Annotated in this window: 20 protein-coding genes; 11 read left to right on the top strand and 9 right to left on the bottom strand. The window is 44.6% G+C overall.

All coding sequences use genetic code 11. The annotated features are described in order from the left end of the window. Positions 1–672 (bottom strand): phage shock protein PspA, encoded by a 672-nt coding sequence (gene pspA / locus R7070_RS08230; RefSeq protein WP_005378119.1) that lies wholly within the window; start codon positions 670–672, stop codon positions 1–3. 232 nt (positions 673–904) lie between these two features. Here pspA and pspF point away from each other — a divergent pair, with 232 nt between their 5' ends. The 6 genes from pspF (at position 905) to R7070_RS08200 (ending at position 7,356) form a co-directional block, all read left to right on the top strand. After that, the gene (gene pspF, locus R7070_RS08225; protein WP_017820869.1) at positions 905–1,912 is read left to right on the top strand and encodes a phage shock protein operon transcriptional activator; all 1,008 of its coding nucleotides are present in this window, start codon (positions 905–907) and stop codon (positions 1,910–1,912) included. A gap of 205 nt (positions 1,913–2,117) precedes the next feature. Continuing rightward, positions 2,118–3,737: an ABC transporter substrate-binding protein SapA gene (sapA, locus tag R7070_RS08220; RefSeq protein WP_065274377.1), complete on the top strand. Its 1,620-nt coding sequence runs from the start codon at positions 2,118–2,120 to the stop codon at positions 3,735–3,737. Further along, positions 3,737–4,699 carry an ABC transporter permease gene (locus tag R7070_RS08215; protein WP_005378122.1) on the top strand — a complete coding sequence of 321 codons (963 nt, stop codon included), beginning with the start codon at positions 3,737–3,739 and terminating at the stop codon, positions 4,697–4,699. The genes sapA and R7070_RS08215 overlap by 1 nt, the downstream gene beginning before the upstream one ends. Next, positions 4,686–5,573: an ABC transporter permease subunit gene (locus R7070_RS08210; RefSeq protein WP_005378123.1), complete on the top strand. Its 888-nt coding sequence runs from the start codon at positions 4,686–4,688 to the stop codon at positions 5,571–5,573. The genes R7070_RS08215 and R7070_RS08210 overlap by 14 nt, the downstream gene beginning before the upstream one ends. Next, a complete protein-coding gene (locus tag R7070_RS08205; RefSeq protein ID WP_005378126.1) occupies positions 5,573–6,568 on the top strand; it encodes an oligopeptide/dipeptide ABC transporter ATP-binding protein in 996 nt (331 codons plus the stop codon). Before R7070_RS08210 ends, R7070_RS08205 begins: the two co-directional genes overlap by 1 nt. Further along, entirely contained in the window at positions 6,565–7,356 is a 792-nt protein-coding gene (locus tag R7070_RS08200) for an ATP-binding cassette domain-containing protein (RefSeq protein WP_005393308.1), read from the top strand. The genes R7070_RS08205 and R7070_RS08200 overlap by 4 nt, the downstream gene beginning before the upstream one ends. An 82-nt stretch (positions 7,357–7,438) precedes the next feature. On the opposite strand, the gene R7070_RS08195 is transcribed toward R7070_RS08200, so the two are convergent. Together R7070_RS08195 and R7070_RS08190 are read right to left on the bottom strand one after the other, a co-directional pair. Continuing rightward, positions 7,439–7,828, bottom strand: a complete 390-nt coding sequence (locus tag R7070_RS08195; RefSeq protein WP_017634677.1) for a DUF2750 domain-containing protein — start codon at positions 7,826–7,828, stop codon at positions 7,439–7,441. Between the two features lie 68 nt (positions 7,829–7,896). After that, the gene (locus tag R7070_RS08190; protein ID WP_017634678.1) at positions 7,897–8,802 is read right to left on the bottom strand and encodes a manganese-dependent inorganic pyrophosphatase; all 906 of its coding nucleotides are present in this window, start codon (positions 8,800–8,802) and stop codon (positions 7,897–7,899) included. Positions 8,803–8,988: 186 nt separating this feature from the next. Here R7070_RS08190 and R7070_RS08185 point away from each other — a divergent pair, with 186 nt between their 5' ends. Continuing rightward, entirely contained in the window at positions 8,989–10,203 is a 1,215-nt protein-coding gene (locus R7070_RS08185) for a putative manganese transporter (protein ID WP_256900329.1), read from the top strand. A 77-nt stretch (positions 10,204–10,280) separates the two neighbouring features. Here the strand turns inward: R7070_RS08185 and R7070_RS08180 are convergent, their stop codons facing one another. The 4 genes from R7070_RS08180 to torE all read right to left on the bottom strand — a co-directional run bounded on the left by R7070_RS08180 (position 10,281) and on the right by torE (position 16,122). Then, positions 10,281–12,020 carry a glycoside hydrolase family 36 protein gene (locus R7070_RS08180; protein WP_256900328.1) on the bottom strand — a complete coding sequence of 580 codons (1,740 nt, stop codon included), beginning with the start codon at positions 12,018–12,020 and terminating at the stop codon, positions 10,281–10,283. Positions 12,021–12,218: 198 nt separating this feature from the next. Then, positions 12,219–14,681: a trimethylamine-N-oxide reductase TorA gene (gene torA, locus R7070_RS08175; RefSeq protein ID WP_041156583.1), complete on the bottom strand. Its 2,463-nt coding sequence runs from the start codon at positions 14,679–14,681 to the stop codon at positions 12,219–12,221. A gap of 26 nt (positions 14,682–14,707) precedes the next feature. Continuing rightward, entirely contained in the window at positions 14,708–15,892 is a 1,185-nt protein-coding gene (torC, locus tag R7070_RS08170; RefSeq protein WP_005378139.1) for a pentaheme c-type cytochrome TorC, read from the bottom strand. Positions 15,893–15,942: 50 nt separating this feature from the next. Continuing rightward, on the bottom strand, positions 15,943–16,122 hold the full coding sequence (torE, locus tag R7070_RS08165; protein ID WP_005378141.1) for a trimethylamine N-oxide reductase system protein TorE: 180 nt from the start codon (positions 16,120–16,122) through the stop codon (positions 15,943–15,945). Positions 16,123–16,584: 462 nt separating this feature from the next. On the opposite strand from torE, the gene R7070_RS08160 reads away from it, so the two are divergent. Continuing rightward, positions 16,585–17,397 (top strand): ABC transporter permease, encoded by an 813-nt coding sequence (locus R7070_RS08160; protein ID WP_054574026.1) that lies wholly within the window; start codon positions 16,585–16,587, stop codon positions 17,395–17,397. 354 nt (positions 17,398–17,751) lie between these two features. Further along, positions 17,752–17,889: a hypothetical protein gene (locus R7070_RS08155; protein WP_005378145.1), complete on the top strand. Its 138-nt coding sequence runs from the start codon at positions 17,752–17,754 to the stop codon at positions 17,887–17,889. Between the two features lie 85 nt (positions 17,890–17,974). Here R7070_RS08155 and focA read toward each other — a convergent pair whose 3' ends face one another. Next, entirely contained in the window at positions 17,975–18,835 is an 861-nt protein-coding gene (gene focA / locus R7070_RS08150; protein ID WP_005378146.1) for a formate transporter FocA, read from the bottom strand. A gap of 299 nt (positions 18,836–19,134) precedes the next feature. Between focA and R7070_RS08145 the strand changes: the two genes are divergently transcribed. Further along, entirely contained in the window at positions 19,135–19,368 is a 234-nt protein-coding gene (locus R7070_RS08145; RefSeq protein WP_005378148.1) for a TIGR02647 family protein, read from the top strand. A 43-nt stretch (positions 19,369–19,411) separates the two neighbouring features. Here R7070_RS08145 and R7070_RS08140 read toward each other — a convergent pair whose 3' ends face one another. Continuing rightward, complete coding sequence (locus R7070_RS08140; protein WP_256900326.1) at positions 19,412–19,858, bottom strand: PACE efflux transporter; 447 nt, start codon at positions 19,856–19,858, stop codon at positions 19,412–19,414. 89 nt (positions 19,859–19,947) lie between these two features. Here R7070_RS08140 and R7070_RS08135 point away from each other — a divergent pair, with 89 nt between their 5' ends. Beyond that, positions 19,948–20,826 (top strand): LysR family transcriptional regulator, encoded by an 879-nt coding sequence (locus R7070_RS08135; protein WP_205460894.1) that lies wholly within the window; start codon positions 19,948–19,950, stop codon positions 20,824–20,826. Positions 20,827–20,832 lie beyond the last annotated feature (6 nt).

Raw genomic sequence — 20,832 nt, 5'->3', positions numbered from 1 at the left:
TTATTTATCTTTCGATGACATCTGTTCTTTCAGTTTTGCCAACTCTTTTTCAATTTCGTCTTGTGCCTGCAACTCTGCAAACTCTTGTTCTAGCGATTTAGCATTACCGGTTTGAGCATACAGGTCTGCTTCCGCTTCCATTTCATCCACTTTACGTGAGTATTGCTCGAATTTCGCCATCGCTTCATTAGTACGGCTAGTGTGCAGGTGTTTTTGCACATCACGACGGTTAGATGCAGTTTGGTTACGAATTGCTAGTGCTTGCTGTTTTGCGCGCGTTTCAGCAATTTTGCTTTCCAACTTACCAATCTCGCCAGTAAGCTTATCGATCGTTTCTTCCACTAAGGTTTGCTCAGTGTGGAGGCCTTTAATCACTTGCTCTAGCTTTTGCTTTTCAATTAACGCTGCACGAGCTAGATCTTCACGCTCTTTAACTAATGCTAAGCTCGCTTTTTGGCCCCATTCGCCAATTTGCTCTTCTAACGTTTCAACCTTACGAGCCAACTCTTTCTTGTCTGCAATCGCTTTAGCCGAGTTAGTACGCACTTCAACAAGTGTGTCTTCCATTTCTTGAATGATAAGACGGATCATTTTTTCAGGATCTTCCGCCTTGTCCAGTAATGCACTGATGTTTGAGTTAACGATATCTGCAAATCGAGAAAAAATACCCATAACGGAACTCCTCTTTTTTCCTATTAAAACTCGACAAGGTGGTGATTAACCTTGTGTCTCCCTGAATATATAACAAGTAACGTGCCAACTTATAATTTTCTTTTAAATCAGAGCGTTATTCATTTTGTTGTCGTTACACACTATTGTGCTATGATGTTTTTCACCAACTGTTGGTGAAATTTACCAACTCTATGTCTAAATCATGGCTCGGCTGTTAAATAAGAAGGACTTTATGAAGCAAAACCTGATTGGTGAATCACCTGCTTTTCTCGCTGTACTAGATAAAGTATCACAACTTGCACCCATTGAGCGCCCTGTCCTCATCATTGGTGAACGAGGTACGGGTAAAGAACTCATCGCTCAGCGTTTGCATTATTTATCAAGACGTTGGGATAAACCACTACTATCACTCAACTGTGCGACATTAAGCGAAGGGCTAATAGATTCCGAATTGTTTGGACATGAATCTGGCTCCTTCACGGGCTCTAAAGGTAAGCATAAAGGGCGTTTCGAGCGTGCCGAGGGCGGTACTTTGTTCCTTGACGAACTGGCAACCGCACCACTTTTAGTTCAAGAAAAGCTATTACGTGTCATTGAATATGGTGAATATGAGCGAGTTGGCGGTCATACCGCTCTCAATGCGGATGTTCGACTTGTTTGTGCAACCAATGCCGACCTACCAAAATTGGCAGAGCAAGGTGATTTTCGTGCAGATCTGCTCGACAGGCTAGCCTTCGATGTCATTATGTTACCCCCTCTTCGCGAGCGCAAAGAAGACATTCTCTCTTTAGCAGAGCACTACGCGATGAAAATGTGTCGTGAACTGCAACTGGAATACTTTGTCGGTTTTACCCCAAAAGCGCAGCAGTCGCTTATTGAATATGAATGGCCCGGTAACGTCCGCGAACTAAAAAACGTGATTGAACGTGCGATTTACCAACATGGTCTGAATGCTCACCCAATTGATGAACTGGTTTTCAATCCTTTTGAAACGGTTTGGCACAGCGCGCTTGGCCATAGTGCAAAACAAGCAGAACAACAAGAAGAGGAAGCATCAAGCAACACCATCCAATTCCCTCTAGACTATAAACAATGGCAAGAGGAACAAGATATCCATTTACTCAATCGTGCATTGGAAGAAGCCAAGTTTAATCAACGACAAGCAGCCGAGCTACTTGGCTTGAGCTATCACCAATTACGAGGGATGGTTAGAAAATATGGTTTGGTCGGACAAAGCTAACTTGACCGAGAGTACTCAATCAATACACGAGCTCGTGACTGCGCTCTAATTCGCATGCATTTATGGCATAACACCTTACAGTGTATGGATTTTATGTTTGGAGCGAGTTCACAAAGGTGATAAATTAGCGAGATCATTTTCGCTTGTTAGCTTTGAAAGAGTAAGATCAAACGAAACGAGCAAGATCCAATGAACATTTCATATTATGAATGCTTTTATAAGATTATCGCTGAGCCTTATTGGGATTAGCCTACTGACCGCTTGTGGCGATGAAATTGACCACAATGATATTCGCAAAGCTGGCTTTGTGTTTTGCGGACAAGGTAAGCCGACCACGTTTAACCCTCAGCTTATTGATAGCGGTATTACCGCAGAGGCTCTGAGCCCGCAGCTGTACGATACGCTGCTCACGCTCGATCCTAAATCACATCAGCCCGTGGCAAGCATCGCCGAGAGTTGGTCAGTAAATGAATCAGGGACGGAATACACGTTTAAGCTTAAACGTGGTGTTAAATTCCAAACCACACCTTGGTTCACACCCACTCGCCCATTGAATGCAAAAGATGTGGTATTTAGCTTCAAGCGAATCATCGATGTAGACCATCCTTTTCACCAAGTAGGTGGTGGTTTTTATCCATGGTTTGCAGGGTTAGATTTTCAAAACCTACTCCAAGACGTGGTTGCAATAGATGAGCATACGGTAAGGTTTACGTTATCTCAGCCAAACTTTTCTTTCTTGGCCAATATTGCCACCAGCCATGCGGTTATCTTGTCTTCGGAGTATGGACAGCAATTGGCTGCAAAAGATCATAAAGAAGAAATCGACCAACTTCCTATCGGTACCGGCCCTTATCAATTAAAAGAATACCAAGTGAACGACTTGATTCGATTAGAGCGTCATTCTAATTACTGGAAGTCACCAGCAAAAATGGAACAAGTGGTATTCGATATATCTCACAGAGGCACGGGTACATTAGCTAAACTTTTAAGAAACGAGTGTGACGTACTCTCTTCACCTATTTCGAGCCAAATACCTGTCATTCAAGAAAATGACAACCTTGAGCTGACGGCTACACCAGCTAACAACGTTTCCTTTATTGCGATAAACACAGAAACCACCGCGCTGAGTGATGCTCGAGTTCGCCAAGCACTTAACTTAGCGATCAACCGTCAAAATATTTTAGATTCGGTTTACTACGGAACTGGCTCCCAAGCTTATACTTTGCTACCACCTAATTCATGGGCTTATCAAAAAGATAGCGTAAAAATTCGTTATGACCGGAATTATGCATTGGCACTACTTCGAGATGCAGGCTACGAAGACGGCCTAGAATTGACCATGTGGGTACCACTTGAACCACGTGCTTTTAACCCAAGCCCTCGTAAGACTGCGGAGTTAATCCAAGCGAATTTTGCCGATATTGGGGTTAAATTAACGCTACTGACCGATGATAGGTTTGAACGTGTGGATTTGGAGAACATCAACGATATCGATTTACTTTTAACAGGTTGGATTGGTGATACCGGGGATCCTGACAACTTTTTCCGCCCTTTATTATCTTGCGAGTCTGACCGCGTTGGCCTTAACGTGTCCATGTGGTGTAACGATGACTTCGATTTCTTGCTCGATTTGGCGTTAGAAACTCAAGAACCGCGTTACCGTTTGAACCTATATCGCCAAGCACAGAACATTTTGAATCAAGAGTTCCCGGTTATTCCTCTGGCGCATGGCGTGCAGTTCCGTGTGCACGACAAATCGCTGACAGGCTTCAAATCAAGCCCTTTCAATGCCCAACCGTTTGATAGAGTTGAGAGAATTCACTGATGTTTTGGTATACCGTTCGACGCTTTAACCTATTTATCATCACTTTGATGATCCTTACATTAGTAGGTTTTTCTCTGCTTCGCCTTGACCCTCTCTCGCACTGGGCAAACGTTGATTTTTGGTCTGGCTGGCAAACTTACTTAATCAACCTTTCTCAACTCGATTTTGGCATAAGTAAAAACGGCAATGCGATTTACGACGAGCTCGCCGTTGTATTCCCAGCCACTTTGGAATTGTGTTTCTTTGCCTTTTTGGTGTCCCTTTTGATCGGCATTCCACTTGGAACCGTGGCTGGGATGAAGCAAGGTAAATGGCTCGATACCAGCATTTCATTCATGTCAATGTCTGGTTATTCCGCCCCAATTTTTTGGGTGGCTTTGTTACTTATCATGGTTTTTTCATTAGAGTACCAACTCTTTCCAGTGGCAGGACGATATGACCTGCTTTACGAAATTGATCATGTAACCGGATTTGCCATTATCGACGCATTCATGGCGAAAGGTGAATACCGCGCTCACGCACTGCAAAGCGTTATTGAGCATATGGTGCTGCCATGTTTGGTGCTTGCTTTGGCTCCAACCACCCAGGTTGTCGGACTAATGCGCTCCTCGGTAGCGGAAGTGATGAGCCAAAACTACATCCGTGCAGCGAGAATCAAAGGTCTTTCTAACCGCGAAATCGTAACTCAACATGTATTGCGGAATGCGATACCGCCTATCATTCCCAAAGTTGGTGTTCAACTTTCGAGTATGATTACCTTAGCTATCATCACGGAGTCTATTTTTAACTGGCCAGGTATTGGTCGTTGGCTTTTAGATGCGCTAGCAAGCCAAGACTATGCATCTATCCAAGCTGGCGTGATGGTACTTGCGACTTTGGTTCTTACCGCTAACATACTCTCGGATTTGATTGGCGCGATGATTAACCCTTTAGTTCGAAAGGAATGGTATGCTAACAAATAACGTTTATCAGGAAGAGCGTATTCCAACACAGTTTGAGCGTTTTTGGCGAAGCTACCGCGCCAACGGACTAGCCATGTTTGGCTTGTGGTGCTTGGTGTTTATCGTCCTTATTACCATTTTTGCCCCCCTACTTGCACCATTTGACGCCCAAGCACAGTCAGGTGAGTTGCTTGTGCCGCCATCATGGGCCCCAGCAGGAACGGTTGATTACTTTTTGGGGACCGATGACTTAGGTAGAGATATTCTTTCGCGCCTGATTATGGGCTCTCAGCTAACATTTGGCGCTGCTGTCGCCATCACCGCAATTGCTGCCGTTGTAGGCTGTTTAATTGGCGTATTGGCAGGTATGACGAAAGGCTTACTGTCGAGTACTCTCAACCACTTGCTCGATACCGTCATGTCGATCCCGTCGCTGTTATTAGCAATCATTTTTGTGGCATTTCTCGGCTTTGGTGGGTTCAATATTTTACTCGCAATCTGCTTAGCTTTGATTCCGCGTTTTATTCGCTCTGTTTATATCGCAGTCCACACCGAAGTTGAAAAAGACTACATAATGGCAGCACGCCTTGATGGCGCTAATGATTTCTACTTACTGTGGAGTTCAATTCTTCCTAACATTCTGACGGTCATTGCCGCTGAAATCACACTCGCGCTGTCTGCTGCGATTTTAGATATTACGGCACTGGGTTTTCTTGGCCTAGGTGCACAGGCCCCAAGCACCGAGTGGGGAGCAATATTAGGTGACTCTGTCGAGCTTATTTATATTGCACCTTGGACAGTGACCCTACCCGGCCTGACCATCATGTTTACTGTTATTACCCTAAACTTAGTAGGTGAAGGTGTACGTCAAGCGCTTAATGCGGGGATCGAATAATGCCGTTGTTAGATATTCGACATTTGACCATTGAGATCGAAACACCTCAAGGGTTGGTCAAAGCCGTTGACCGAATGAGCCTAACTTTGAACGAAGGCGAAATTCGTGGTCTTGTAGGTGAGTCTGGCTCTGGAAAAAGCTTAGTTGCAAAAGCGATTGTCGGGGTAAGTAAAGATAACTGGCGCATCACCGCTGACCGTATGCGCCTTGGCAATATTGACTTGCTTCAGCTTACGCCAAAAGAGCGTCGGCGCGTCATTGCTCGTGATATTGCGATGATTTTCCAAGAGCCTTCAACTTGTCTTGACCCTTCAGAGGAAGTCGGGCGTCAATTGATTGAATCCATTCCATCTCGCGCATTTGAAGGGAAATGGTGGGAGCGATTTAAATGGCGTAAAAAACAGGCCATCGCGCTTTTGCATAAAGTGGGTATTAAAGATCACAAGCGTTTAATGGGTAGCTACCCTTATGAACTGACTGATGGTGAGTGTCAAAAGGTCATGATTGCCATGGCGATTGCGACCAAACCTAAATTGCTGATAGCAGATGAACCAACCAACGACTTAGACCCGATTACCCAATCGCAAATCTTGCGTCTGTTGAGCCGCATGAACCAACTTAATAACACAACCATTCTGCTTATCGGCCACGACTTAGCGACCATAACACAGTGGGCAGGACGTATTACGGTAATGTATTGTGGTCAGTCGGTGGAGTCTGCCGATACCAGTAAAATCATTGCGGCACCCAAGCACCCGTACACCGATGCCTTGCTTAAAGCGATGCCTGACTTTAATGATTGGGTACCACACAAGCAAAAACTCCAATCCCTACCGGGCTCGATTCCGCCATTGCAGCATCTACCTATCGGTTGTCGCCTCGGACCACGTTGCCCATATGCGCAGAAACAATGTGTAGAAATTCCACACACCAGACGAATTAAGAATCATAAATTTAACTGCCACTTTCCATTGAACACGGAGAAAAAGTCATGAGTGCGTTACTTGAAGTCGATAATTTATCGAAGCAATTTGTTACGCGCTCCCGTCTGTTCAAACGTCAGGTTAATGAGGCAGTTAAACCGGTAAGCTTTACTTTAGAGCCAGGACAAACTATTGGTTTTATTGGTCAAAACGGGTCAGGAAAATCCACACTAGCTCGTATGCTTGCTGGCGTTGTTGAACCAAGCTCCGGAGAGATCCGTGTGAATGGCGAACGATTGGAGCACAAAGATTACGCGACACGCTGCAAGCTCATCCGCATGATTTTCCAAGATCCAAACACATCGTTAAACCCACGAATCCAGATTGGTCGTATTTTAGAAGGTCCGCTAAAGCGAAATACCAACATGCCGCCAGATGCGCGCATGCAGCGTGTAAAGAACACCCTGCTCCGCGTAGGATTGCTGCCTGAGCACGCCTATTTTTATCCACAAATGCTAGCTGCCGGTCAAAAACAGCGCGTGTGTTTGGCTCGTGCACTTATTCTTCAACCTTCCATCATTGTCGCTGATGAGGCGTTAAACGGTTTGGATATGGCAATGCGCTCGCAGATCATTAACTTATTCCTCGAGTTGCAAGAAGAGATGGGATTGTCATTTGTGTACGTGTCTCAGCATATTGGCATTGTTAAGCATATTACTGATAAAGTGATGGTGATGCATGAAGGTGAAGTGGTCGAGTTTGGCGAGACCAACCAAGTACTGACTCATCCCGAGCATCCTATTACTCAACGACTAGTCGAAAGCCACTTTTATAAAGCGCCAAGCCATCAAACAAAATAGCTTATCAAAGATGTAATCGTTCAAATGTAAAGAAGCCTGCTTTAACGCAGGCTTCTTTATTGCATGGGTACTAATCAAAGAACTAACGGCGGCTCGCTTGTTTGCGCAGTTCAAAATCAAACTCGTCAGGAAACAATACGACCCCTTCTTCATTTTGATTTGGGAATACAACAATCGATAGCTCGTCATCCTCTAGACCAGAGGTCCAACGGCTGTGCCACTTGTTTAAAGAGATCGCCTCAGGCTCGCAATCTTCCCAATCACCATTCGCCCATTGCAAAGCAAACTCTTCGTTTGGCCATACTGGTACACAATCATCATCTTCTGTATTTAACATGACACAGCCATGTTCGTCTTTCAGAATCCAAACCTTACGATTCGCCACAATCTCTTTTACGCAGTACTTTAAACGTTGCTCTTCATCGTAGCGATTAATGGTATCCATCTGCTCTTGGGTCAGTTGCTCAGACATATTCGTCTCCTATTTCCCATAGAAAAATGCCCGCAGCTAGGCGGGCATTTAAAGTATATGCTAGAAAATTAAGCTAGCTCAGTTTGAAGCCAAGGCCAACCTTGCTTCTTACGACTTAGCGTGTTTTCCATCATTAGCATGCCGTCTTTTTCGTGCTTAACAAGCTTCTCAGCCCACTCACCTTTGTATAGAAGACGAGTTTGAGCAGTCGTGATGTCTGTTAGCATTACAGCAGCGAACGCTAGGTTATCTTTCTCACAACGAGATTCTAGGTCTGCTTCTAGTGCTTCGATCATACCGTCAACTTGCTCAAGAGTTGCAAGTTCAACTTGACCAACCACTACGTCACGACCGTTGAATGGGTAACCTTTAAGGTCTTTCTCAACAAGCTCAGCCGCTGATAGACCTTCGATGTTTGTTTTAGCAATTAGAAGATCTTTAGTGAACGCGTCAACATCTTGTACGTCTGCGATTGCCGCTAGTTCAGCAACGGCATCTTTGTCTTTTTGTGTACAAGTTGGAGAAGCAAAACCTACTGTGTCAGATAGAATTGCTGACATCATTAGCTTAGCAATTTGTGGAGTAATCGCGTGACCTTCAATCTTGAACATGTTGAATAGAACAGTGTTGGTACAACCAACAGGCCAGATCCATGCTTCCATTGGGTTTACTGTCATCACGTCACCTAGACGGTGGTGGTCAACAATACCCGCAATTTCAGCTTCTGCGATATCGTCTGGTGCTTGTGCTAGATCTGAGTAATCTACTAGCCAAACGGTCTCACCCGCAACTGATGTGCGAAGCTCAGGAACTTCAGCGCCAGCAACTTCTAGGATGTGCTGAGTTTCACGGTTGATTTCGCCTTGGCGAATTGGCATAGCTTCAACGCCACGCGCTTTTAGAAGTTCAGTTGCAACGAGTGCACTACAAATACTGTCGCTGTCTGGGTTCTTATGACCTACAACTAGAATCATGTTTCTTCCTATTCAAGTCAATTTTATACGCCGCCTAATACAGTTAATTAGGGCGTGTTTGCTCACAAAGGCCGACACTTTACCTGATTTCAGAGAGTTTGACACGAAGAAAAGTTCACAATGCTATTGCGAATAAATCTCATTTACATATAATGATAATTATTCCTATTTGCATTTGAGTAAACGATGAACGCGACCCAATTTTTACACTCTGCACAACAGTTGTTTCAGCCTACTCAGTTTCGTTTAGCTTATAAGCGATTGCTGATCCCTATCGTCATGCTCATTTTGCTAGGCAATGAAAATACACGTGACGTTGCCGTACAGACGCTATCCGACTCATTCTGGGCAGTGTCATGCTATGTTGCTGCCACATTGGCTATTTATCATTATCTTTCAAACTTTATGTCGAAAACCAATCGAATTACCGAGCTATACCATCGCTCGCGTAATCATCAGGTTTTCTTTGCTTCTTTATTGGGTGCTTTGCCTGGCTGTGGTGGCGCTATTGTTGTGACAACGCAATTTATTAGTGGCCGAGTGGGATTTGGTGCGATTGTCGCGGTACTTACTTCAACAATGGGTGACGCTGCCTTTTTACTTCTGGCCGCCAAACCAAGTGTTGGATTAGGCGTGGTTGGATTAGGCATTATCGTGGGTACTCTTTCAGGGTTAGTCGTTAATGCTTTTCATGCTGATAACTTTCTGCGACCAGAACCAAAAGAAGCACCTCAGACACATGCTTGTTGCCAACACCAGACAGACCGACATACACCCCTTGAACAACGTGCAATCAATCTACAAGGCGCATTTTGGAAATGGCTTATTGTGCCTGCTAGTGTCGTTGCTGTGTTAATGTCTTTCCAAATCGATATTAATCAGTTGCTATCTTTGAAAGCCAACACCATTGAATGGCTGGGTGCTATCTTTGCAGTGATCACAATGTCGTTGTGGGCGATGACAAAAGAGCTCGGCGATTATCAGTCAACAGTCTCTGAAGATGAAAAAATTGTGGACTCGCACCCAATTCAAAAAGCGGCTCAAGACACAAACTTCGTCAGTGCTTGGGTGATCGTGGCGTTTCTGGCGTTTGAACTGACGACCTATTTTTCTGGACTCGACCTTGTAGAAACCTTTTCTCATTGGGGGATATGGATGCCATTAGCTGGCTTAGCCATTGGTATGCTACCTGGTTGTGGTCCGCAAATTTTAGTCACTAGCCTGTACATCTCTGGTGCAGCGCCACTTTCTTCGCAACTGGCCAATGCGATTTCTAACGATGGTGACGCCCTATTCCCCGCCATTGCAATGGCACCGAAAGCTGCTTTGGTCGCGACTATTTACTCGTCCATTCCTGCGTTTATTGTTGGATACGGGTATTACTTTTTATTCGAGTTCTAACGCCCAGAGCATCAAAACGAGAAAGGAGCCGCAATAGGCTCCTTTCTTGATCTTGGTATTGGGCGATTTACTTCACGTTATGCTGTAACGATCGCTTTCGCATTGAGCCCTTTATCAACGCTCACCATTAACAACTGGCAAGGTTCTTGGTTTAGCTTTTCCCCTGTCCAGTAATCATACCAGTCCACCGGTTGATCAGACGTCAGCGTAAATTCCATCGCTCCGTAACTCGCATAATTAAACAAACAATGGAGGTCATTCTTCGTCGTTAGTTTTAAAAACGCGTGATTTAAACTCAAAGCGGTAAACTTTGCAGATTGTTGGTTACGTTGTTGACGTAACATGAGCTTAGACAGTGTCTTCTTAGCAAACGGCGTAATCTCAGGGAGCGGGTCACCAGACAGCAGCAAACCACCACTCGCTAATAACACCGTGCGATGAAATTCATACTCTTCTCTGGATGCAGATTGATTAGCTAATGAAGTGAACGTGGCGCAATCTGGGTCAATTTGCCACAATTTTCGATGCTGCCAACTACGGTAAAAGGTTTCTTTGGCTATCTGTTCGAATCGACGACTATGACGCTCTACATCGTCAGAAACACGCATTGCATCCACAAGCCCCAGAGATGGCCACATTGGCGCGTTGCAACCTAAAAGCCACGCATCACCAGCGCCTTTGGCAATCGCTTCCATTCCTAAGCGATACGCCTCAACGCCTGTAATACCAGATTGTTTACGAACACCTTTTAAGGTGCCCCAATAGTTCGCGTCTAGCTTGAACAACTCAACGCCCCACTCTTGTCTCATGACAGAGACTACATGCGTCAGATGGTCTTGTACTTCTGGGTTTGAGGTATCGAGTATGTACCAAGGCGTGCATCGCCAACCACCGTATGTGACATCTTCTGCTTTAAGTAAGCCACCATCCTTGTGGCGAACAAACCACTCTGGATGCTGTTTGAAGATCTCCGACTCAGGCTGTGCAATGAAAGGCGCCATCCAAATTGCCGGCTTTTTTCCTTTTGCACGGATGTTATGAATGAGCTCTTTTACGCCACCAGAAAACTTATCTGATGGGGTTAACCAATCGCCCATAAAGGCTTGATAGCCATCATCCAGAAGTACCCACTCTAGGTCTTCGAGCTTATCTTGCATACAATCTACGTTCTGCATGATGTTTTGCTCTGTCACGTCTGCGTAGTACGCGTACCACGAACACCAACCAACAGGCGCATCTTGTGTCACACCTTGGCGAACAGGATGATGCTCTGCAATCATCTCGCCATAGGTTTGATAAAGCTCGGACAGTGATTGACCGCAGAGTACCGCCACGGACTCAAGTTGATTACTTTCCCAATCCGCCACTTGAGTCAACTCACCATCAATTGCGGCTGATAAAACCCAATGCCCATCACGCAGCACAACATCAAAATAGCCTGCAAAGCGATGACATGATGTGAAGCCAAATAATGTGTAGCCCGCTGAACCTTCCACCACTAAATAGTTGTAATAACGCTTAGGGGCATCTTTAGGGTAGATTCGATAAGAAGGATTATTGTCTGGGCAGCGACCAATATCAACGGGGTGATTGATCGTTCCCGCCGTTTGCGCCAACATTTGAAAACCATCCCCAATTACGTTGGCCTCGTGCTCGTACAAAAACGACATTTCGAATAACACTTCACGGTCGGTAAAGGTTTTATTGTGAAGACCAGCAAAAGAAAAATGTAATTGATTACCCTCGACTTCAACTTGGAAGTCATTGTTATTCACAGTGATCTCAGTGTGATTTGCTAATTGAATGCTCTGAGCCATAATGGGTCTACTCACTTAATTATTATTGTTTAGCTTGGCGCATTATCTCCTGCTTGTCTCACCCAATTCGTTACCATCATCACGAATACCAGTCTCGTTTAACGTTATGAAGTTACTATTGAGACAACGCTCACTGAAATTTTGATAAAAAAATACCAGCCCTGAGGCTGGTATTTCGATTTATGCAAACTGCACTAATTAAGCAACTTCGATCGGACCACCAAATGAAGTGACTGGTGGCACTTTACCTGTGAACTTCTCGAAGTCTACGATACATGTGTTCGCAGAAGTCGCCTGTGCAAGCTCAGAAGAACCGATGTCTTGCGTCAGCGTGTTAGGATCACCGTAGGTACAGATTGCGCCCTCTTTCTCGTTTAGAGGACCGTACCATGCACCTTCTTCGATACGAATAACGCCACGTGGGTAGCTGTCAGTCAAAACAGCACCAGCTAACAGCTGACCACGACCGTTGAATACACGTACCAAATCACCATCTTTGATGCCTTTTGCTTTGGCATCCGCTGGGTTGATGTAAACCGGCTCACGACCTTGTACCGCGTAAGTCGCGCGGAACTCTTCAGACTCACACATTTGAGAGTGAAGACGCTTATCTGGGTGGCAAGACTGCAACCAGAATGGGTATTTATCTGAACCAGGACCACCGTGTGAACGCTCTGATTTTTCGAACCACATTGGGTGCTCTTGACAGTGTTCGTAACCGTAACGGCCGATCTTACGAGACGTGATCTCGATGAAGCCAGACGGCGTACCTAGAGGGTTAAGCTCAGGGTCTTTACGGAAGTCCGCGTGACGAACCCAAGGTTTACCTTCACCGAAGTCTAGTACGCTCTTCTCCCAGAACTCATTGAATTCTGGCATTTCGAACTTACCTTCGTTCGCTTTCTTACAATCGTTGTATAGGCTTTCGATCCACTCCATCTCGCTCATACCACGAGTGTATTCTTCGCGGCGACCAAAACGCTGAGTTAGTTCACTCATGATTTGGAAGTCAGGCTTAGATTGGAACAATGGATCGACGAGACGATGCATCGCGATCAGACCTTTGTTCGAGTATGAACCGTACACGTCGATGTCGTTACGTTCCCATTGCGTACACGCAGGTAGAACGATGTCAGAGAAACGACATGTTGCAGTCCAAGCAAACTCGATCGTTACAACCGTTTGAAGTTTGCGGAACGCTTTCTTCATGCGGTTACGATCTTGATGGTGGTGCCATGGGTTACAACCCGAGATAACCATCATCTTGAAGTCTGGCAGTTTCACTTTACCGCCGTTGTAGTTGATCTCTTTGCCAGGTTCTAGCAGACAGTCGATCCAACGTGCAACTGGGATAGTACGACTGTAACCGTTAAAGTCGTTGTTGTCCCACTTCGGTTTCATACCTTGGTCAAGGTTACGAGGGAAACCACCAGGGCCCGCGAAACCAGTAGAAGGCACACCGATACTTGAGTAATGGTGACCGTAAGAGATACCACCGCCAGGTAGACCGATTTGACCAACCATTGCAGCAACCACAGCCGCTGCCCAGTATGGCTGCTCACCGTGCTCTTGACGCTGGATACACCAACCCATCAGGATCTGTGTACGACCACTTACTAGCATACGCGCGAATTCGCGAATCTTGTCCGCTTTCACGCCACAGATAGCCGCAGCCCACTCTGGTGTTTTCTCTACTTTATCTTTTGTCTTACCTTGAACGTATTGAATGAACTCTTCAAAGCCGAGACAGTAAGTATCAATGAACTTCTTATCGTACAAATCTTCGTTGTACAGCACGTGCGCCACAGCAAGCATGAATGCAACGTCTGTCAGCGGGTTGATGTACAAGTGATCGTTCTCTAAGTAGCGCTGAGTCTTGTTCTTCACTGGGTCTACAGATAGAACGTTGATCTCACCTTTCGCTACTTTTTCTTTTAGTTGTGCTAGGTACTTGAACGACTCATGCGTTTCACAGTTCCAACCTACTTGAAGGTTTTTCACTGGGTCGTTAGCCCAGAGAACGATGTTGTCAGAGTTCTCTAGGATTTCAGACCAAGACGTACCTTGTGCGTAAACTTCGGTTGAACCAAGTACGTAAGGCATAATGGTTTGACCTGCACCCGTCGAGTAGTCACCTACTTTCGTGATGAAGTTGCCGTGCATACCTACTGCACGTTGCATGTGCGCGGTACAGTTGTTGAATGAACCTGTTTGGTTCCAACCCGTTTGACCTGCGTGTAGCGCCCATGGACCGTAGTCTTTTTGAATACGTTCTAGTTCGCGGTAGAACAAGTCTAGCGCTTCATCCCAAGTTACTCGAATGAAACGGTTGTTACCGCGCGTATCTGCGCTGTATTTATGTTTCTTCAACCAATCTAGACGAACCATTGGGTAACGCACACGTGAAGGGCTGTAAATAATGCCCTTGATACCGTTCAACATTTCTGTTGGGTTTTTGTCTAGCTCTAGCGGCTTGATCTCTTGAACTTTACCCGCGTAGATGTGGGCGCGGAACGCGCCCCAGTGAGAACCGGTTACTTTCCAAGTACCTGTCGTCTCAACGGCATTTGCAGAGGCGGACGCCAATAAGCTAGGACCAATTACTGACGCTGCACTTGTGGTTGCTACACCTTTAAGAAAACTTCTTCGTGTAATAGCCATTTAAAATTACTCCAATCCGACGCTTATTAGTGGTGACCTTCAGCATAATCTGAAGAGTGTTTCTGTAGATACTTCAAGATCAGTGCTTCACTGTCTGTATCTAGGTTAACGAACGCCAACATACCGTCGAACATACCTGGCCAGGTGTTCGCGTCGAAGTGCGCTTCCGCAGGTTGAGTGTGACATACAGAACAATTGGTCTTGTAGGCTTCACGAGATTTTTCCCAAACAGGATTGATGTCGTTCAGCATAGACTCTTTCTTAATCCATACTTTCGCCGCTACTTTTTCCCAAGGAAGGCCTGTTAGCTCATCCACTTTTTTCTCACCAGTCGTCACAATGTTGCTGTCTGTTGCTGCTTCTTTCATCAGAGACGCAGTCGCAATGTTCTTACCGAAGTCTTCTTGAATTACACGACCAAAACCTTTTGCTTTGCGCCAACCGTCAATTTCGATCTCAACAAATTCGCCTTTGTCTTCAAGAACTTTAACGGTCGATGCAGGATTAAGAAGACCAGCTTCTTTACTGCCTTGCGCATCAAAGTAAATTGGTAGGTGACGAACGCTCACGAGTTGCTGACCAACGCCGTAATCCGTGTTAGAAGTCATACCCTCTAGATCACCCACGATACCGCCAATGCTGTCCATGCCTGCTGGTAGGTTGTGCGCAATACCCTTGTGACAGTCAACACAGCTTTGATCTTTCTCAGCGGCTTGCTTCATTTGGATACGAGCCGTAGGAGACATTTGCTCGAAATCCATCGATTCATAGTTGTGACAGTTTTTACACTCCAGAGATTTGTTTGCCGAGAAACGATCCCATTCGTGTTTAGCAAGTTCGATACGACGCTCTTCGAACACACCCGGTTCGTCGTAGTTGCCAAATACTTGTGCAAATACTTCTTTAGAAGCTTGCATCTTACGAGCGATCTTATCTGTCCAGTTATGTGGAACGTGACAATCAGGACAGGTAGCACGAACACCAGAGTGGTTTTTCCAGTGCACCGTTTCTTGTAGCTCAACGTACACGTTGTCACGCATTGTGTGACAACTAATACAGAATTCTTCTGTGTTGGTTGCTTCTAGAGCGGTGTTAAAGCCACCCCAAAAGATAACACCAGCAATAAAGCCGCCCATAGTCAGCACACCTAGGCTGATATGTACAGCTGGGCGCGTCATGGTACGCCACAGTTTAATGATTAATGATTTCATTATTTGCTCTCTTAAAATCTTTTCAAAAGTGTGGTTATGAGCTCACTGGCTTACATGCCGTGCGCGCCTGGAGGCCCAAAGAAGAAGACTTGCAACATCCAAACGATGAACCCGTAGCCGCCAACAAAGGCCACACTCAGAATTGGGAAGAGAACAACTGCAATGAAGAGGAACGACTTCCACTCCAGGGAGCGTTTTTCACCACTCTCAATTTTATTAACATCACTCATACATTTGCCTATTTTGTATCTAGTGTTATTGAAAAGCCCGCGTAACCAAGCTTAAGTTTTTTACAATCTCTAATGGAAAATGTTAGACCATACTAATAGTAGGGTTCAATCAAATAAGCGACCTCAGACCTTGTAATTCAACACTTTTTTGAGCTCATCCAGAGATATGATGGATTGATGTTATTTATTAAAAAACATGAACAGATGTGACAAAATAAGTCTTTTAAGGAGTTGTTAAATAACCAACATTTAAGAAACATCGATCACATTTAAATCGTAATTACCATGCCATAAATCGACTTAAAAACTCCGAAAAAGATAACCACTTGTAAACAGAATGCTGCGTATTAATGTCTAAAATAGCACTCAAGGTTTACTTTAAGAACAGCAAAAAGTGCACATAGTGGTTCATATAAAGGGGAGGCTTAGATACAATTATTCGCGTATTTTCAAGGAGCGATTATGGATAACGTGGTGGATATAAGCTGGGTCAAACTGGCACTGTTTGGTTTGATTTTATTGGTCCCCTTCTTTATCAATGCCCGCTACAAATTAGGGATAGCAAAAGACACCATAATCAGTGTTATCCGAATGACACTTCAGCTCATATTGATTGGCGTGTATTTAGAATATCTTTTTCAATTAAACAGCTTACTTGTCAATATACTTTGGCTTGCCATCATGCTACTGATTGGTGCCAGCTCAATTGCGGGAAAAGCTCGCTTACCTAAAAAGCCACTTATGCTTCCGCTACTAACGGGCCTTACCTGTGGTCTAATACCACTTCTGATAGCAATTACAGCAGGCTTAGTGCAACCATCCCCTATTTACAATGCGCAGTACATGATCCCACTTGCTGGTATGTTATTGGGTAACAGCTTGAGTAGTAATATCATCGCTCTTCAGAATTTGTTTACGGCTTTTGAGCAGAGACAAGCAGAATATGAGGCTGCAATCTCACTTGGAGCCTCTCCTCGCTACGCATCCTTCCCCTTCATTCAGGATGCTCTTAGAAAGTCCCTTGCCCCGACTTTAGCTTCTATGGCCACTACAGGGCTGGTTACCTTACCGGGTATGATGACCGGTCAAATTCTAGGTGGCGCGAGCCCGATGGTTGCGATTAAATACCAGTTAGTAATTATGCTGGCTATTTTCGTCATGTTGAGTGCCTCCGTAACCATAACGTTAGAAATGACATTGCGCTGGGTACAAACCAAAGAAGGCCGAATCAAGATAAAAATCGAGCAACCCGAATCGACCAAAACTCACGGTTAGTTGGCGCTTGTGGGTAAAGCCCGTTAAACAACTCATGTTGCCAAGTCGAACGTACTTATAACTGAATAACTCAACTATTCTTCGAGCACTCATCAAGACGCTTTCAGATGAAAAGTCAGGTAGAATTCTTTTTGATATAAGCCTCTAATTTTATGAAATTTTCTTTGTAAGTTTAGATACGCACGACCTTTGATACAGGTTATCCACAGAAAATGTGGATAAGCCCCCAAAACCTATACGCAACCAGAAACATAGCAACATAAGTGATCAATCGAATCGTCATGCATTGATCACGTGACTGACATGTTCTAATTTTAAAGTAAAGGCAGTGACCACAAACTTGGAGAGACGTACATGGATGTCTTAATGATCAAAGAAAATTACGATGAACTCCTGTCCGATGCACCTCTGGATTGGCTAGTTCAAGAACCAAAGGAAGTAACTTCTCATTGGCTCCCAACCGATTTTGGCATCAACGAAGAGTTGATTTAGCATGACTCGACTTATTTGACATTTGCAGAGACAAATAAAAAGAAAGGCGAACCATCTGGTTCGCCTTTCTTGTGATCTTCTAAACTTATCGCAAATGGTTATCTTCATCGCGTAGATAAATCATCCAATACCACATGCCAACAAATACGCCACCACCAATAATGTTTCCTATCGTAACTGGAATTAGGTTGTTTACGATGAACCCCATCATGTTTAAGTCCGCGTAGTTTGCAATATCTGCCCCTGTCATTTGCCAAAACGCTTCTGGCGCAAAGTACTTAATACCAATCGCCATAGGTACTTGGAACATATTCGCAATACAGTGCTCAAAACCTGCCGACACGAACATAGCCACAGGCAAAATCATGACCGCGATTTTATCTGTCAATGTTCGCCCACTAAACGTCATCCAAACTGCAATACAAACTAATACGTTACACATAATGCCAAGCGCAACAGCGGCAAAGAAACCATGATGTAATTTGTGTTGGGAGATCGCCATCGCGTTGAGACCAACTTGGCCATGATCAAACATATATTGCTTGGTAACTAGCATACAGGCCACGAGCAAAATGGCCCCAACCATATTGCCAAAGTAAACCACCAACCAGTTTTTGATAAGTGCTTGCCAAGAGATTTTTCCACTCGCACGCGCAACTAGTGTCAGCACAGAGCTAGTGAAAAGCTCGCCGCCAGTAACCACCACCAAAATCAAACCAAGGCTAAATGCCAGACCACCAATGAGTCGTGTAATGCCCCAAGGCAGCTCGCCTGCGCCTGTCGTTACTGTGGTATAGAAGATGAAAGCAATACCAATATGAAGCCCCGCAGAAATGGCGAGCAGAAAAGATTTGATTGGAGCTTTCGTTGCTTTGCCTACCCCCACTTCAGCCGCGCGTTCCGCAGCTTGTGGCGGTAATAGTGAGTCAAACTGATTAAAGTTCATTCTGGTGTAACATTTAGAAACATTTAAAGAGGCGCGGATAATCGCTCTATTTCCCTATTTTTTCAAGTGCTATTTGGCGTGTTTACTAAAATCGTTGTTATTGGGAGATCAAGCAATAAATAGCGCCTATCATTCGCTACCGTAAGTATCATTGATACTTAACAAGTATTCGGCCTTTCGAACAAAGATCCTGCGTTATATCAGCCTGATAGCGCCATACTTAACACTTCTTGTCGTTGAATGTTGCCCAACGCTACTTTTCAGACTAGCTTGGTAAAAAAAGCGCAAAGGAATCATTTATGAAATATTCAGCTGAACATATCGCCGAATTGAATCTACTTCTTCAGTTCGACCTAAGTAGTGCTGCAACTGGTATTAAAGTTCATACAGACGCGTCAGAAGAAATGCAGGCAGCCGTTGCTCGTCTATATGAGAAGCAACTTTGTACACAGCCTGACGGTGGTTATCTAACAGACGAAGGCATTGAAGTTGCAGAACATGCAGATAAGATTTTAAGAGTTTTGTCTGTGTAATTTGAACAAAAAACGCCACCGAACTCGGTGGCGTTTTTTAGTCCTATATTTTTCCTGTCGATGCCTGCGGCAATAATCGCTTTTTCATTTTGCTAAATGGTTGAACCTTGTCATACAACCAGTTAAAACCAGTGGCATAAAATAGGAAGAAAACGAGGAAGCCGGCTTCCAGCATTAGAGCTTGAAGAAGCGTAATTTCTAAGAACCAGGCAATCACAGGTAGAGAGATAAAGATTAATCCTCCCTCGAAACCAATAGTGTGTCCAAGCCGCATCGCTAAACTTCGCTCAGCTCGATTGTCACCAAACCACTTATCAAAGTACAAGTTGTAGATGTAGTTCCATAGCACGGTATACATGCTCAACCCGACCCCAACCAACGCAAGATCACTAGAGCCCTTTCCAGTGATCAATGAAGCCGCTGGTACAATAATCGCGAGTGCGATTAACTCAAAAAGTACTGCATGAAAAATTCGTTCGTTACAAGTCATATTTCTCTGTCCAAATAGTTCTACTCAATGCTTAGAATTTTATCTATTATTTAGATAACCAAAAGTTAGATACCATCGGTTTAAGCGATATGTTTACCATCGAACAACTGCAAGCTTTTATTGCTACATCAGAAGCAGGATCATTTTCAGGAGCAGCTAGAAAACTGGGGCGAGCTCAATCTGTAGTGAGCCAGCACATCATGAATATGGAGATCGACTGTGGCGTTGAGCTTTTTGATCGATCAGGCAGGTACCCTAAATTAACTGAGAATGGCCTCGCTCTCGTACCCTATGCACAAGCAACAATCAGCCAACTCGACCGCCTAAACAATAGGGCATCGCAGCTCTTTTCCACGCCAACGAACAAATTAGCCTTAGCTATTGATGAAGGGATTCCTCTGACTCGCTTGCCGGATGTGCTAAAGAAGTTAGAGCTACGCTTTCCACACTTACAAGTTGAATGCTTAACGGCATCAAGCCCTGATATCATTGAATTGGTTAAGTCGGAACGCGCCACGACTGGGATTATTTTGAGTGATTTACAAATGCCAAGGCACATCGATTTCACCAATCTTGGCAATATTGCATTTGATGTCTATGTCTCTTCAACGCATCCTTTAGCAAAGCAGCAAATCACTCACATTGATCAACTAAAACAACATCGTCAATTGGTCATACGATCCAAAAGTGCAGAGCCATGTGGTCTCAATCAAGCATTTAGCCCAGATATCTGGTACGCTGATAACTACTATATTTTGTTGGAATTGGCGAATAAAGGGTTTGGTTGGTGCTTTCTACCACAGCATTTAGTCGCGTATTCACCTAATACATTAAAAAAAGTTGGGGATGATTTCACAAAACTGGCTTGGCAAGTCAATGTTGACCTTATTCAGCACCAGAAATGGCATTCAGATCCCCTCCATCAACAAGCCAAAGCAGAACTGCTCAACCTATTCGGGCAGACATAAGTAAGT

It is taken from the genome of Vibrio sp. 1557, assembly GCF_033340175.1.
Classification (GTDB): domain Bacteria; phylum Pseudomonadota; class Gammaproteobacteria; order Enterobacterales; family Vibrionaceae; genus Vibrio; species Vibrio alginolyticus.
Note: the sequence above shows the minus strand (reverse complement) of the source record. Positions and strands in the feature narration are given on the sequence as shown.

What these genes read in the sequence shown, in the direction of transcription:
- pspA (WP_005378119.1), bottom strand. Translation starts at nt 672, where the DNA reads ATGGGTATTTTTTCTCGATTTGCAGATATCGTTAACTCAAACATCAGT.
- pspF (WP_017820869.1), top strand. Translation starts at nt 905, where the DNA reads ATGAAGCAAAACCTGATTGGTGAATCACCTGCTTTTCTCGCTGTACTA.
- sapA (WP_065274377.1), top strand. Translation starts at nt 2,118, where the DNA reads ATGAATGCTTTTATAAGATTATCGCTGAGCCTTATTGGGATTAGCCTA.
- R7070_RS08215 (WP_005378122.1), top strand. Translation starts at nt 3,737, where the DNA reads ATGTTTTGGTATACCGTTCGACGCTTTAACCTATTTATCATCACTTTG.
- R7070_RS08210 (WP_005378123.1), top strand. Translation starts at nt 4,686, where the DNA reads ATGCTAACAAATAACGTTTATCAGGAAGAGCGTATTCCAACACAGTTT.
- R7070_RS08205 (WP_005378126.1), top strand. Translation starts at nt 5,573, where the DNA reads ATGCCGTTGTTAGATATTCGACATTTGACCATTGAGATCGAAACACCT.
- R7070_RS08200 (WP_005393308.1), top strand. Translation starts at nt 6,565, where the DNA reads ATGAGTGCGTTACTTGAAGTCGATAATTTATCGAAGCAATTTGTTACG.
- R7070_RS08195 (WP_017634677.1), bottom strand. Translation starts at nt 7,828, where the DNA reads ATGTCTGAGCAACTGACCCAAGAGCAGATGGATACCATTAATCGCTAC.
- R7070_RS08190 (WP_017634678.1), bottom strand. Translation starts at nt 8,802, where the DNA reads ATGATTCTAGTTGTAGGTCATAAGAACCCAGACAGCGACAGTATTTGT.
- R7070_RS08185 (WP_256900329.1), top strand. Translation starts at nt 8,989, where the DNA reads ATGAACGCGACCCAATTTTTACACTCTGCACAACAGTTGTTTCAGCCT.
- R7070_RS08180 (WP_256900328.1), bottom strand. Translation starts at nt 12,020, where the DNA reads ATGGCTCAGAGCATTCAATTAGCAAATCACACTGAGATCACTGTGAAT.
- torA (WP_041156583.1), bottom strand. Translation starts at nt 14,681, where the DNA reads ATGGCTATTACACGAAGAAGTTTTCTTAAAGGTGTAGCAACCACAAGT.
- torC (WP_005378139.1), bottom strand. Translation starts at nt 15,892, where the DNA reads ATGAAATCATTAATCATTAAACTGTGGCGTACCATGACGCGCCCAGCT.
- torE (WP_005378141.1), bottom strand. Translation starts at nt 16,122, where the DNA reads ATGAGTGATGTTAATAAAATTGAGAGTGGTGAAAAACGCTCCCTGGAG.
- R7070_RS08160 (WP_054574026.1), top strand. Translation starts at nt 16,585, where the DNA reads ATGGATAACGTGGTGGATATAAGCTGGGTCAAACTGGCACTGTTTGGT.
- R7070_RS08155 (WP_005378145.1), top strand. Translation starts at nt 17,752, where the DNA reads ATGGATGTCTTAATGATCAAAGAAAATTACGATGAACTCCTGTCCGAT.
- focA (WP_005378146.1), bottom strand. Translation starts at nt 18,835, where the DNA reads ATGAACTTTAATCAGTTTGACTCACTATTACCGCCACAAGCTGCGGAA.
- R7070_RS08145 (WP_005378148.1), top strand. Translation starts at nt 19,135, where the DNA reads ATGAAATATTCAGCTGAACATATCGCCGAATTGAATCTACTTCTTCAG.
- R7070_RS08140 (WP_256900326.1), bottom strand. Translation starts at nt 19,858, where the DNA reads ATGACTTGTAACGAACGAATTTTTCATGCAGTACTTTTTGAGTTAATC.
- R7070_RS08135 (WP_205460894.1), top strand. Translation starts at nt 19,948, where the DNA reads ATGTTTACCATCGAACAACTGCAAGCTTTTATTGCTACATCAGAAGCA.